Origin of the sequence: Paenibacillus sp. PCH8 (genome assembly GCF_002968835.1) — a bacterium.
In the GTDB taxonomy this organism is placed as follows: domain Bacteria; phylum Bacillota; class Bacilli; order Paenibacillales; family Paenibacillaceae; genus Paenibacillus.
The window spans coordinates 2912073-2926138 of sequence record NZ_PKQK01000001.1 but is presented as its reverse complement, the minus strand read 5'-3'; the positions used below and the strand labels follow the sequence as shown (position 1 = coordinate 2926138).

Genomic DNA, 14066 nt, shown 5'->3' with positions numbered 1-14066 from the left:
GAAGTCACCTCAGTTTCATACGACACACTATATCACAAATCCGTCTTTCCTGAAAATGCATACAGCGCCTGATGGCATCGAAAAAAAGGAAAAACGGGACGGGCAGCAACTATGCCCGTTCCGCTTTGAGTTCCTTCCGCAGCTTCAAGGCTGTCTGATAGACACCCTTCCAGTCGTCGGCAGTTACGGACGCCGGACTGTAGCGAGTCTGTTCGAACTTCGTGAGAAGCTCATGCAATGTGCCTTCTGCAGAAGGATTTACCTGGCTCCAGCGGGTGACCGATTCACGAAGTGTCTCGTCTCCGCTCCGGGTCAGACCTTTGCGTTTCACATAACGTATCCAACGCTCGGTCTCCGCCACCACTTTCTGTTCAGGGGTAAGCGGTCCTCCTGTTCGCAGTCGAAGCAGGAAAAATCTCAGGGAGAAGCGATTACGCCAGAACATGTACGCTATCCACAATACGATGATCGCTCCTGCAGCCCAGATGACAAAAGTCGGGATTACGGAAGAAGTCTGCTCAGGTGAAGGAGTCTGCTCTTCCTCTTGTACCGGCTCCTCTTCAGGCTGGTCTTCGGGTTGATCTACAGGCTGTACATCCGGCTGTTCTGTAAGCAGGGGCATATCAAAGCCCGGAGTCGCTTCAACGGGAATCCAGCCATACTCACCAAAGTAGACCTCTGCCCAGGAGTGTGCATCTGCATTTGTAACCGTGTAGGTCGTCTCAATCTCCGCACCAGGTTGACGTGGAGCCTGCATGTCCGAATTCAGCGACATCTGTCCAGGGGCATAACCTTTAACCCATCTTGCAGGAATGCCTTCCGAACGCGCCATCATCACGAGTGCAGTAGAGAAGTAATCACAGTAGCCTTCCATAACATCAAACAGGAAGCCTTCCACAAAGTCACTGCTTGCTTTTCGGGATAAATCGGGATTGTTCGTGTATTCGAAATTGGTTTGTAAATAGTTTTGTAGTAATGCCACTTTTTCATACGGCGTATTTGCAGATGCCGTTATCTCGGCGGCCAGATCTGTGACCCGATCAGGGAAACGGGATGGTAACTGCAAATACATATCGTCTGCCGGATTACTGTTATACAGATCTTCAAAAGACTTCGTGCGAAGCTCATCTTCCACAATCACAGGTGCTTCAGATACAATGGTGTATGTCTTGGGATACTGTGGTTGCTGACGGTCTGTCACCACATGAAGTTCAGCCTGTTCCGCATTCCACAGCATGCGTTCCGTACTGGCCTCACCATTAATCGTACTCACTTCCGAGATCGAGTAAGCACCAAAGAGAATGGGATAGACATTGTCATTCAGCATCGTTACGTTCTGAGTCACTTGCTTGGTATTCACGTTACCGGATTCGTCATTCTCCAGAGACTGTCCTGCTTCAACGTTCTCCGTCGCACCGCGTCCACGATCATCCCAGCCTGTGCCTGTGTACTCCGCACGTGTCTCACCCCGCCAGTAACTTCGCTCATTCGTGGTGACAGACATCACCGGTGTATAGTCGAAGTTGAATCCTCCGCCAAGCTGGTTGTCTTCCCTGCTGTACCCCGATTCGGTAGCCGCAGGAATGTCCAGGTTACCGTTCCCTGCCTGAGTTGTGGAAGTTCCGGTGTAGTTACGCCACGCCGTGTAGGGGTCGGTCAACGTTGGCGGAATCTCCGGCATGTTCACACTGGCTACAATAATCAAAGAAAAGATAATGGCAATATTGGCCAGGATTTTATAAGGATACCGGATGATTCGTTTCCAACCTTGTGGATACTGTAGCTGATAATTGCGAAAATGCTGACACACGAGCCATCCCATACCCGCAAACATAACCCACGCAATCTCAATCCAGAGTGGAATCTGGGTAAAGGAGTCAAGAATGCCCATCGATATGATGTTGATACCCAGAAAAACAAGAATGCGACGTGTAGTGGTTACGAGGCGAAGGGCAGCCTCAAGCATCACCCATGCACACAGGGAGAACCAGATGTACGGCGTCATATGCAGTATGAATTGCTCTGCTCGCTCCGTTAACGTGCCATAAGGGATATAGACCGAATAATCAATCAGGGTTTTATGCAAAATGTAACCAATGACACCCGCCTTAACAAGGGTACGGTATATCATCTTGAAGGGCAGAATGACCTCCAGAATACTAACTGCTGCAATTGTCCATAACACCAAAGAAGTCGTCTCTGTGTACCACGATTCCTGCGTAAATGAGATCCATTGCATCCCTATCAGGAAAATCCAGAGCAAGGATGCTGCATGATACCAGGATCTTTTGCCCACAACACTCTCATTTACTTTGATACTCATACAGAACCTCCCCCCATCACTGTTGGAAGCTCCTGCAGATGAGAAGCGGTGAATGCTCTGGTGCCTCTTCCACGCAACATGGCATTCCATTCCGTACTCCGGCGGGATTCACTGGTATCAATCAGTATATGGCACGGAGTCATGCCCCGCGTATCGGCCCAGCGCAGCAGTTCCAATATGCGCTCGTCCTTCTGTGGAGATATGACAACAAAGTATGCACCCTGCGGCAATTGACGCGCTATTCTCTCAACACCGGGCAATAGCGAGGAATCCTGCCCGTTATACTGAATATCTACCAGATGGTGCATCATCTTCTGCCGTTCCATCAAGCTTTCACTTGGAGCCATGTAGGTTGTCTTCTCAGACAATGTTAACAACCCCATCCCCATCCGTTCCCTTGTACCATATTCCAGCAAAGATGCAGCAGTCGAAACGGCCAGTTCAAACGCTTCTCCGTGTTCAAAACTTGCTGCCAGCCCGTCAAGAACGAGAATGGTTTTGGGTACAGACTCATGTTCAAATTCCTTGGATTTCCAGGTCCCCGTCTTCGCCGTTGCATTCCAGTGAATGCGGGAAAGTCGATCTCCATATACGTAATCACGTACACCATTAATCTGGGTGGTTTCTCTCCGGGTGCGGGTTAGAGCCGTCTGCGGACCAGACAACCGGGATTTGCGGTCATAGAGCTGCCAATATGGAATAAATACCGTTCTTGGCAGTACTCGAAACTCGCCCTTGGCCTTAAACGTTCCCCGATGTTCAATCAATCCAAATATGTCCTCACTGGCACATTCCGTTTCCGAAAAGACATACTTCCCCCGCTCAAGTGGCGGTGTTTGGAAAGACAGTTCACCATTTCCTCGCAGATTCGGAATCAAACTTTCCTTGAATGACCAGGATTCCCCGTTATGACGATGCAACATTTCGCGCACAACAACATACGGGAGCGGGAGAAATCCCGGAATCGTCAGACTCAATTGCACTTGAACCTGGTCACCCGCATGCAACAATTCTTCGTGATCCTGCCCGGAAGATAGCCTCCGTACTCCCTGGGTTCGCCTTACTCCGCTAAATCCAGCAATGGCAAGATACACACAGAGCAGGGTCACCATCGATAACAGCATGAGGGACGTTTTCCCGCCTTGGAACAAAACATAAGCCAAACAGCACATCCACACCATTGCGATGCTCCATACGCGGGGGTGGCGAAGTCCTCGATTAATTGTACTCAAAAGCGGCTTCATGAACTATTGCCCCATGGAGACAGGCACGCGTACCTGTTGGAGCACGGCATTCAGGACAGCCTCGGAACTCATGCTGTCCAGTCTGGATTCGGGACGAAGCACGATACGATGTGAGATCACATAGGGGGCCATCGTCTTCACATCATCAGGAAGCACATAATCACGTTCCTGCAAGAAAGCAAAGGCCTTCACGGCCATCATGAAGGATATGGCTGCCCGTGGGCTGGCACCGAGCAATACAGATGGATGGGAGCGGGTTTGACGAACAATATCCAGCAGATAGTCCATGACCGGATCACCGATAAAGACTTCCTTGATCTCCTGCTGTATGATCGAGATCTGATCGATATGGGTTACAGATTCAAGACGATCCACAGGCTGACCCAACTGATGCTGTTTCAGCAAGATTTTCTCGATCTCCTTGTCTGGATAACCCAGACTTATTTTCAACATAAACCGGTCAAGCTGTGCTTCCGGCAATGTGTACGTACCTTCAAAATCAATCGGATTCTGGGTTGCACATAGCATAAACGGATGCGGCAGATCATACGTATCGCCATCAACGGTTACACTGCGCTCCTCCATAACTTCGAGCAAAGCAGACTGCGTTTTCGTTGTTGCCCGGTTGATCTCGTCTGCTAACAAAATGTTGGTCATCACTGGACCTGGGCGGAAATAAAAACGCTCTTCCTTAGGATGGAACACGGATACGCCCGTAATATCACTTGGTAAAATATCAGGATTACATTGAATGCGTCGGTATTCTCCGCGCATGGATTTCGATAACGCTTTAATCAACTGCGTCTTGCCTGTTCCCGGTACATCTTCAATCAGAACGTGTCCGCCTGCAAGCAAAGCTGTAAGTAAAAGTTGAATTTCAAAGGATTTCCCCATGATGCAGGATTCCAGATTCGAACGAACTGCGGATATGATTTGGATCGACTCTTTGCGCACAGGCATGTGGTCTAACCTCCTAAAAAAGCATACAGATTTCCTTTTATTGTACATGATCCAGGGTCGCGAGTACACTCGAAGGAACTCACAATTTGTTTCCAGCCGTCAGATTTACCGCAGTTCACGCATGAAGACGACAAAAAGGCCCGGATAGAAGTTATCCGAAGCCTTTGCTGAATCACACGATGTTCAATGGCTCTGCCATGCCATGTTATCCTTTGGGCCTTACCACCAATGCTGCGAGAAAAGAAAAGATGATCGCTGACGAGATTCCCGCCGCAGTCAGATCAAAAATCCCTGTAATTACACCGATCCATCCCTCTTTCTCCAATTCAGTTAATGCCCCATGTACCAAAGAGTTACCGAAACTTGTAATGGGTACAGAAGCACCAGCACCTGCGAACTTAACCAATGGATCATACAGGCCAAACGCATCTGCAACTGCACCTGCGACAACAAGCGTGCTCATTGTATGTGCCGGGGTCAGTTTGACACCATCCATTAATAATTGCCCTACAACACAGATCAAACCGCCAACGATAAATGCCCATAAGAACTGCATGGCTTTACCCCTCCCTTTCTATGGCTACCGCATGAGCAATACAGGGAATACTTTCACCTTGCTGGTACGAGAGCGGAGAGAGCAGTGCTCCGGTAGCCACAACGAGCACCCTTTTCAGGTCACCCTGCTGCATCCGATTCAGAATATGACCATACGTAACAGTTGCAGAACATCCACATCCACTTCCCCCGGCCACAACGTAGGGCTGTTTCTCACGATCATAGATCATCAGCCCGCAGTCATTAAAAACAGTCTGTTCCATCGGAATGCCTTCTTTTTGCAGAAGCTCTTTCGTAATCGGCAAACCAACGGAAGCCAGATCTCCGGTAACAATAAGATCATAATAACCAGGCTCGCGCCCCGTATCCCTGAAATGCGAGATCAGCGTATCGGCTGCGGCTGGCGCCATAGCTGAACCCATGTTAAAGGGGTCTTTGATTCCCAAATCCATAATGCGTCCAATCGTTGCTGTGGTGACGACCGGACCATCACCGGTACGGGAGACCACACCACACCCTGAACCCGTGACGGTATACTGTGCATAAGGCGGCTTCTGAGAACCATACTCTGTCGGATAACGAAACTGTTTCTCCACCGTACAATTGTGACTTACAGTCCCTGCAAGGACATAATCACCAGCTCCCGAGTCAACAATCATGGAAGCTAAAGCTAACGTTTCCATTGATGTAGAGCATGCTCCAAAAACACCGAGGTAAGGTACACCCAGTTTGCGCGCCGAAAAGGAACTGCTGATAATCTGGTTCATTAGATCTCCACCAACAAAAAAATGAAGTTCTTCCTTGGTAATATTCGCATTGACCAATGCGAGTTGGGATGCCTGTTCGAGCAGTTTTCGTTCTGCCTTCTCCCACGTTTTCTCGCCAATCTCAAGGTTGTCATAGATGTAATCAAAATCAGATGATAAGGGGCCTTTCCCTTCATCAGGTCCACCGACTGCCGCCTTGCCGATAATTCGCGGACGATTCTCGAACTGCCACGTCTGGCGACCCAGTCGCTTCATAGATGTCCACCTCCGAATCCCAAAAAGGCGTAAACGATGCCCACAACAAAAGCAGCAACGACCCCAAATACGATGACAGAACCCGCAAGTTTGAACATGTTCGCCCCTACACCGAGCACCAAACCTTCAGAACGGTGTTCCAATGCAGCTGAACACATGGAATTGGCGAATCCGGTAACGGGCACAGCAGTCCCTGCTCCTGCCCACTGGGCCATTTTATCGTAAACGCCGAGACAGGTCAGAATAACCGATATAAGAATCATGACAGCCACCGTTGGACTGGAGGCCTCCTTCGAAGTCATGTCGAACCCGGCCATGAAAGCCTCCTGAATAGCCTGTCCGATCAAGCAGACAGTTCCACCAACCAGAAAAGCCTTGAGGCAATTTTTCAGGATTGGCCTGGGTGGCTCATGTTTTTTGGCGACTTTTTTATACTCCTTTTCATTTATGGACAGAGAAGATGATTTTTTTTCATTTCCGGATGCAGAATGAGCTGGCAAAATACAAGACCTCCTTTATGTGAAAATGAGTCAACAGCTTCAGCTGAATGCCAATGGTGTGTAATCCTCTATTCATTGTTTGTCAATGATCGGAAGGTTATGTATCCGGCGACAGACAGCATATGTTTCCAACAGCATGAAGCCGTGGAAGCAGGATTGAATTACGCCGGATTTGCAGACTAATTTAAGTACGTCTTATAAATAAAGAAGTACGATCACGAGCAAGATAAAAAGAACGATAAACAGTACTTTTTCGGTTCCCTCTTCCGGAGGCTTCATCGGATATACCGGCTCCTTTCTGTGAACAGACGAGTGAAGAATGAGCATGAAGAACCTGAAAAATGACGACATCTCCTCCGTATATTCATATTCACTGGAGCGGGATCAGGATTGCGACTACAGCGGACAAAACGATAAAAATCGAATAGGATACAAGCCCAAAACATGCCTTATATACGTGACATAAACATGGACAATCACTTGCGCAAGGTTCATACTGTAATGTGACCAGTGGTTAAATAACAAGTCCTCAGCATTTTAAAGTACGTGTTCAAAAAGTCTGGTTTTCAGTACCGAGAAGATGAGATGAAGATAGAAATGGAGTAGCGGAGCGTAGGAAAACTATGTGAGCAACTACAATGTTTCCGAAGGAAACATACCTCGTAAGCGTCTGCTTATTCGGCTGAATTTCATATTCGATGCTGATCATGCCGCTAGGCATGATTCGTAATCAAAAGTGACTTTTTGAACTACATCTTAAAGGACAAACAGGCGGGTAGCCGTTCTACTGTGACCTGGGTATACATAAAACAGAGGAGTTGTTCATACATGAATGAAAAAACAATCGAAATGTTCCGCACATTAACGGAATTTCCTTCCGCATCCGGTTTTGAACGTGAGCTTCGCGGCTGGATGAAAGAGCAACTTTCCGCTTATACCGATGAATTCGTTCAGGATCGTCTGGGAAGTCTTTTTGGCGTATTGCGCGGGGAGGAATCCGGTCCCAAAGTTATGGTAGCCGGACACTTTGACGAAGTCGGTTTCATGACAACAGGCATCACGGAAACAGGCATGATCAAATTCCGCCCACTGGGCGGATGGTGGAGTCAGGCTGTACTATCTCAACGTCTTGAAATTATCACACCTGATCGACGGATTACCGGGGTTGTAGGTTCTACACCTACTCATTTGCTGGAAGAATCACAGCGGAACAAACCTGTTGATCTGAATTCCATGTATCTTGATATTGGAGCGGACAACAAGGCGGAGGCAGAATCCTGGGGCATTCATCCGGGCATGCAGATCGTGCCAATCTGTGAATTCACACCGATGGCAAACCCGAAGAAAATCATGGCAAAAGCATGGGATAACCGTTACGGGGTAGGTCTTGCACTCGAACTTGTTGAAGCGCTGCACAAAGAAAAACTGCCCAATACGCTCTATGCTGGTGCAACGGTTCAGGAAGAACTGGGGCTTCGAGGTGCACGTACTGCTGCCAATCTGATCCAACCTGATATCTTCTTTGCACTCGACTGTAGCGCAGCGAATGATATGACAGGGGACAAACAATCCTTCGGACATATTGGACAAGGAGCATTACTTCGTATATTTGACCCGGGCATGTTCACTCATCGCGGAATGGTGGAATATGTTCAAGATACAGCTTCCTCCAACCAGATCAAAATGCAATATTTCATCTCGCCAGGCGGTACGGATGCAGGTCAAGTTCACTTGAGTGGAATTGGTGTACCGTCAACCGTAATTGGCATCTGTGCCCGTTATATCCACACCTCTTCTTCCATCATTCACACAGACGACTATGATGCAGCCAAGGAACTGATTGTGAAGCTGGTTAAAGGTCTGGATCGGACAACAATGAATACAATGATCAATAACGCTTAATATCTGAATGGATCTTCAAATGGACTAGAGACCTCCTGACTATATCAGGAGGTCTCTTTTTCTATATGCACGACTATATCCGTTGAACTATACAATTACACGAGAACGTAGAGGACAGAAATAGGTTGCGATGCGTAGTTCCACATAAATAGATTAATAGGTCGAACATTATAAGGAGTAATACATAAGATACAATAACGGAAGATGAATTAAACACCACGCAGCGGAGGACCTGTTATGGCAGTGAGAAGGAATGGAAAATCGAATAAAGGTTCCAAAAAACCAAATGCTGCAAACACCCTTCTCAATGGCAACCTTAAAGGAAGAAATTTGGAACTTATCGTTGCAGCATTACTGGTGAGCGGAAAGTTACGAGTGGATGCGGTTACGTTGTTTCGCGAAGCTACACTGGTCGTTGAATTAGTTGGACAATATAAAACACTCCAAAAAATCACACCGTCGAATCAAGACAAACTGGTTCAATTCCTGGATGAGATGGGCGATGATATGACTTTAAATGACGTTATAGGTGCCTTCCAGCAGAGAATAAATTCCTAGATCGGATGAAATGAGGTTGGAATGATGTCTGACTTTGATGGAATAGGCTTCGCTGAACTGTTGATTGTGGCGATCCTGGTATTATTGTTTGTATTTGGTTCAACGGACATAGAAGGTTTGTCCAGTACGCCAACAACGAGTTAAAGCACATAATCCTTCACGTTGAACATAGCCATAATTAAAATAAGGAAATACCAGTCCTCATGCAGGACTGGCGTTTTTTTTGAAATTACAGAAATAACGGTGAGAACGCAAACCAGGCCAAAATAAGAGTAAGCACTATGCAGACATTCTCCACAACAGCTCCACGCTTGGTTCCTGTACTCATCAGATTGACCCGTATGCGCCACTTGAACGGCGGTAACGGACGGATACCCCGATTGGTCAGAGAATCAGCCAATAGATGCATGGCATATGCTGTACCTCCCGCTACCCAAATCTCAGGTCCCTGCTGCTGGCTCGTGCTATAGAGCAAGCCAGTCCATATGGCAGTTCCATATAGGGTGTGTGTCAATCCCCTATGAGTTAGCGTAGTGCAAAGCATCAACAAACTGCCTGCGATCAGATTCCATGGTGCAAACGCATGACCATAGAAGACAAGCCCCAACCCAATCACAAACATCAGCACTTTGCGAAGTGAGCGTGAGGGCAGAAAGGATACCAGACCAATCAGAACGGCGAGCAACAGATTCCAGGGCTTGACCGGAACATAGAAATAAACAAACACAGCTGTTGGTAACAGAATTGTCTGTAACAGCCTGATCAGACTGTTCGGCAAGGCCTTGGATACCAGTAATGAATTAGGCTCATCGATATCCGGTAGCAAAGAACCAATCAATGCCACAGTAACTGCTGGTGCAGTGACGGGTATACCCGCCAACTGAAGAACAGAGAGCGATACGCCTGTCCCAATAATCAGGTGGGATCTTCCCATCATGATGCCAAAACTTCCTTTCGAAGACATAGGGAATATAAACGCCTACTTCCGATATTACAACGAAAATAAAACAAGAACAATAGTTCGTATTTCTTATTTGTATATAAATATAATTTATATTCAGTGATGGGTATCACACTAATTTATTTATAACTACACTATCGTTATTAGTGAAATAAATCACATAAATAGTTAGTAACTACTTGTATAATTTCAAATATAAACTACTAAAATTGTTGGTAATGTACAGCGTCTATCCAAGGAGGCATACACACATGAACGGAAAAAAAGAGAAACTCGTTATCATTGGTAATGGTATGGCAGGAATCAGTACAGTTGAACAAATTTTGAAATTAACTTCGCGATTTGATATTACCGTTTTTGGCACAGAGCCCTACCCTAACTACAACCGCATTATGTTGTCCTATGTACTGGAAGGTAGCAAAACACTGGATGACATCGTGCTTAATGATCTTCACTGGTATAAGGATTATGGTATCACTCTCCATACAAGCACGACTGTATCCCGAATTGATGCGGATACCCGTGAAGTCGTGACAGAGGATGGAAATCGCTTCCCTTATGACAAAATCATCATTGCAACCGGCTCCAACTCCTTCATTCTCCCGGTACCGGGACATGACAAAGAGGGTGTCGTCGGTTTCCGGGATATCGCCGATTGCAATATCATGCTGGAGGCTGCAAAAGAGTACAAAAAGGCAGCTGTCATTGGAGGCGGGCTTCTTGGCCTTGAAGCTGCCAAAGGGCTGGTACAACTCGGCATGGAAGTTACCGTAGTGCATCTGATGGAGGATCTGATGGAGCGCCAGCTTGATCCGCAGGCATCAGCTATGTTAAAAACCGAGTTGAAACGTCAGGGCATCCGATTCAAAATGGGTGCACAGACAGCCGAATTGCTTGGCGGCGAACGGGTTGAAGGCATTCGTTTTGCCGATGACACCGTGCTGCATGTCGATTTTGTTGTCATGGCTGTGGGGATCAAACCCAATACGGCTGTAGCGCGTGAAAGCGGTATGGAAGTTAATCGGGGTATTGTCGTGGATGACTACATGCAGACTTCACTGGAGAATGTGTATTCAGTCGGTGAATGTACAGAACATCGCGGGGTATGTTACGGCCTCGTTGCCCCATTGTTTGAGCAAGGCATGATTCTGGCGAAACATATCTGCGGTGTCGAGACAGCTCCTTATGAAGGCTCGGTTGTATCCACGAAATTGAAAATTTCGGGTGTGGACGTCTTTTCAACAGGTGAATTCATCGACAGTCCAGATCATTCGGTCATCTCCCAGAAGGACGACTGGAAACGGACATACAAAAAAATTCTGCTTCGCGACAATAAAATGGTCGGTGCCGTTCTCTTTGGAGACATTACGGACTCGGCTGAACTGCAGAAGCTTATTAAACAGCAAACCGAAATGACGGATGAACTGTACGGATCACTCATGGGAACAGGCTGTGGTGGTCATAAAAAAACAACATCTGTAGAGACGATGTCCGAGGACGAAATTGTCTGTGGGTGTAACGGCGTAACCAAAGGAACCATTGTGGATGTCATTACGAATCAGGGGCTCACAAGCGTAGATGAAATCAAAGCCTGCACCGGTGCAACCCGCTCTTGTGGCGGATGTAAGCCGGTTGTGGAACAAATCCTGCAATATGTACTTGGTGACAATTTCACCAGTGGAGCCAAACAGGGAATATGCGGTTGTACTCCTCTCAGCCGGGATGAGATCGTAGCTGAGATTAGACAAAAAGGAATGCAGACGACTAAAGAGGTCATGAATGTACTTGGATGGAGTCAGCCTGAAGGTTGTTCCAAATGTCGTCCGGCAATCAACTATTACCTTGGCATGATTGCCCCGGACACTCATGAGGATGAGAAAGAATCCCGTTTTGTAAATGAACGTATGAACGCGAATATTCAAAAAGATGGAACCTACACGGTTGTACCTCGGATGTATGGCGGGGTGACGACACCAGCGGACCTCAAACGAATTGCTGATGTTTCGGTCAAATATGATGTTAAAGCCGTCAAAGTTACGGGCGGTCAACGACTGGACTTGATCGGCGTCAAAAAAGAAGACCTGCCTAAAGTGTGGGCTGAGCTGGATATGCCTTCAGGTTACGCATACGCCAAATCGCTGCGGACAGTTAAAACCTGTGTTGGTTCCCAATTCTGTCGATTCGGCACACAGGATTCCATGGCTATGGGCGCCCTGCTCGAACGTAAATTTGAACGTCTCGATCTGCCTGCCAAATTCAAATACGCGGTGAACGGCTGTCCACGTAACTGTGCAGAGGCATGTACCAAAGATATCGGTATCGTAGGCAACGACGGTGGCTGGGAGATCTTTATTGGCGGCAACGGTGGTATTAAGGCACGACTGGCTGACCCTCTCTGCAAGGTGAAGACAGACGAAGAATTAATCGAGCTATGCGGCGCCATCATGCAATATTATCGGGAGACAGGTAACTACCTTGAACGGACTTCCGAATGGGTGGAACGTATGGGTCTGGAGCATATCAAGTCGGTTGTAGTAGACAATCTGGAGGAACGCAAAGCACTTATGACACGAATTGAGTTCGCACTCGGGCACCTGGAAGAACCTTGGAAAAAAGCGCTTCGTGATGAAGAAGGCGAAAGCAAACTGTTCCGTGGGATCGAAGTATCGGCTCGTCCATAAGTAAGCTCGCAAGACCAAATACAGGATGAATGTTCAATAGATAAGGAGTGGTTTAAGATGACGACCAAACAATCAGGTACCTACTTCCCTGCCGGAGTAGTTGAAGAATTCCTGCCACGAATCGGAAGAGTAGTTGAGATCCAAGGCCATCAGTTAGCTGTATTTCGGGCATCGGATGGCACCATCTTCGCGGCGGATAATCGTAGCCCCCACCCCAAGGGTGGGCCGCTGGCTGAAGGAATCGTGTCCGGACATTATCTGTACGATCCGCTGTATGATTGGAAAATTGACCTGACAACCGGTCTGGTGCAAGCACCGGATACCGGTCAGGTGCAGATGTATCCGGTGAAGGTCGAGAATGCCCAGGTCTGGATCGCTATGTAGCTTGATTGCAACTTTAAAGATCGATGTTAAATAATGGGGGAAACCGTGATGTATACACCAAGTGTTGAGGGAATTATTGAAGCTGCGGTTAAAAAACGGGATCAGATGAATTCAAGCCTGCCACGATATATGGTTGCTGCTCTGATGGCTGGTGCCTATGTAGGACTGGGTATCATTCTGATCTTCAGTATTGGTGCTCCGCTCCTGGCGGCACAGTCGCCATTGCAAACCATGTTGATGGGCATGTCCTTCGGGCTCGCCCTCACCCTGGTCATCTTTGCCGGATCGGAACTGTTCACAGGTAACAATATGTTTTTCACTATGAGCACGCTCGCAGGCCGGACCACGGTTAAAGATACACTGAAAAACTGGGGACTTGTTTTCCTCGGCAACTTGCTCGGTGCGATCCTGCTCAGCCTACTTATTGTCGGCAGCGGCCTGTTCAAAACGGCTGCACCCGAACATCTGTTATTCGTTGCTTCTGCCAAAAAGATGGCCGCTCCCGTGTCTGAGTTGTTCTTCCGCGGCATTCTCTGTAACTGGCTTGTCTGTCTGGCGATCTGGATGGCAGCTCGCACGAAAGAGGATATCGCCAAAATTGCTCTCATCTGGTGGTGTCTGTACGCTTTTATCGCAAGTGGGTATGAGCATAGTGTCGCCAATATGACCTTGCTGTCCTTATCCTGGCTATTGCCGAACCACCCGGATACAATTACGCTGGCAGGCTGGTTCCATAACATGATTCCGGTGACGCTTGGTAACATCATTGGCGGTGCCCTATTTGTTGGTATGGCTTACTGGTACACTTCATCGGTACGCAAAAAAGCGTAATTCTTGATCCAACTGCACTTATGTACGTTAGGTAGCACAACATCTACACAACTAATCCACGATGGATGCCGAACTCACGTTCAGTCATACATCGTGGATTTTTTAATAATTGTCGATTCGTTGCGCACTTTCTCCAACGCCTCTC

Annotated in this window: 13 protein-coding genes; 6 read left to right on the top strand and 7 right to left on the bottom strand. The window is 47.5% G+C overall.

Going from position 1 to position 14066, the window contains the following annotated elements:
- Nucleotides 1-109 precede the first annotated feature (109 nt).
- From C0Q44_RS12380 to spoVAC, 6 genes are all read right to left on the bottom strand, one after another.
- Nucleotides 110-2323, bottom strand: a complete 2214-nt coding sequence (locus C0Q44_RS12380) for a DUF4129 domain-containing transglutaminase family protein (RefSeq protein WP_105407503.1) — start codon at nucleotides 2321-2323, stop codon at nucleotides 110-112.
- Nucleotides 2320-3567, bottom strand: a complete 1248-nt coding sequence (locus C0Q44_RS12375) for a DUF58 domain-containing protein (protein ID WP_181150962.1) — start codon at nucleotides 3565-3567, stop codon at nucleotides 2320-2322. Before C0Q44_RS12375 ends, C0Q44_RS12380 begins: the two co-directional genes overlap by 4 nt.
- A 3-nt stretch (nucleotides 3568-3570) precedes the next feature.
- Nucleotides 3571-4527, bottom strand: coding sequence for an AAA family ATPase (locus C0Q44_RS12370; RefSeq protein ID WP_105407502.1), 957 nt, complete (start codon nucleotides 4525-4527; stop codon nucleotides 3571-3573).
- 205 nt (nucleotides 4528-4732) lie between these two features.
- On the bottom strand, nucleotides 4733-5083 hold the full coding sequence (spoVAE, locus tag C0Q44_RS12365) for a stage V sporulation protein AE (RefSeq protein ID WP_105407501.1): 351 nt from the start codon (nucleotides 5081-5083) through the stop codon (nucleotides 4733-4735).
- 4 nt (nucleotides 5084-5087) lie between these two features.
- Nucleotides 5088-6104, bottom strand: coding sequence for a stage V sporulation protein AD (gene spoVAD / locus C0Q44_RS12360; RefSeq protein WP_105407500.1), 1017 nt, complete (start codon nucleotides 6102-6104; stop codon nucleotides 5088-5090).
- Nucleotides 6101-6604, bottom strand: coding sequence for a stage V sporulation protein AC (gene spoVAC, locus C0Q44_RS12355; protein WP_105407499.1), 504 nt, complete (start codon nucleotides 6602-6604; stop codon nucleotides 6101-6103). Before spoVAC ends, spoVAD begins: the two co-directional genes overlap by 4 nt.
- On the opposite strand from spoVAC, the gene C0Q44_RS30195 reads away from it, so the two are divergent.
- The 3 genes from C0Q44_RS30195 to C0Q44_RS12345 all read left to right on the top strand — a co-directional run bounded on the left by C0Q44_RS30195 (nucleotide 6593) and on the right by C0Q44_RS12345 (nucleotide 9064).
- A complete protein-coding gene (locus tag C0Q44_RS30195; RefSeq protein ID WP_181150961.1) occupies nucleotides 6593-6787 on the top strand; it encodes a hypothetical protein in 195 nt (64 codons plus the stop codon). The genes spoVAC and C0Q44_RS30195 overlap by 12 nt on opposite strands.
- Before the next feature lie 645 nt (nucleotides 6788-7432).
- Nucleotides 7433-8506 (top strand): M42 family metallopeptidase, encoded by a 1074-nt coding sequence (locus tag C0Q44_RS12350; protein ID WP_105407498.1) that lies wholly within the window; start codon nucleotides 7433-7435, stop codon nucleotides 8504-8506.
- A gap of 237 nt (nucleotides 8507-8743) precedes the next feature.
- Nucleotides 8744-9064: a hypothetical protein gene (locus C0Q44_RS12345; protein ID WP_105407497.1), complete on the top strand. Its 321-nt coding sequence runs from the start codon at nucleotides 8744-8746 to the stop codon at nucleotides 9062-9064.
- Between the two features lie 229 nt (nucleotides 9065-9293).
- Here the strand turns inward: C0Q44_RS12345 and C0Q44_RS12340 are convergent, their stop codons facing one another.
- Nucleotides 9294-10001 (bottom strand): metal-dependent hydrolase, encoded by a 708-nt coding sequence (locus tag C0Q44_RS12340; RefSeq protein ID WP_105407496.1) that lies wholly within the window; start codon nucleotides 9999-10001, stop codon nucleotides 9294-9296.
- Nucleotides 10002-10276: 275 nt separating this feature from the next.
- Here C0Q44_RS12340 and nirB point away from each other — a divergent pair, with 275 nt between their 5' ends.
- Genes nirB through C0Q44_RS12325 form a run of 3 tightly spaced genes read left to right on the top strand, consistent with a single transcriptional unit; the run spans nucleotide 10277 to nucleotide 13921 of the window.
- Complete coding sequence (gene nirB, locus C0Q44_RS12335) at nucleotides 10277-12706, top strand: nitrite reductase large subunit NirB (protein WP_105407495.1); 2430 nt, start codon at nucleotides 10277-10279, stop codon at nucleotides 12704-12706.
- Between the two features lie 57 nt (nucleotides 12707-12763).
- On the top strand, nucleotides 12764-13090 hold the full coding sequence (gene nirD / locus C0Q44_RS12330; protein WP_105407494.1) for a nitrite reductase small subunit NirD: 327 nt from the start codon (nucleotides 12764-12766) through the stop codon (nucleotides 13088-13090).
- A 48-nt stretch (nucleotides 13091-13138) separates the two neighbouring features.
- Nucleotides 13139-13921 carry a formate/nitrite transporter family protein gene (locus C0Q44_RS12325; RefSeq protein ID WP_105407493.1) on the top strand — a complete coding sequence of 261 codons (783 nt, stop codon included), beginning with the start codon at nucleotides 13139-13141 and terminating at the stop codon, nucleotides 13919-13921.
- The last annotated feature ends 145 nt before the right edge of the window (nucleotides 13922-14066 follow it).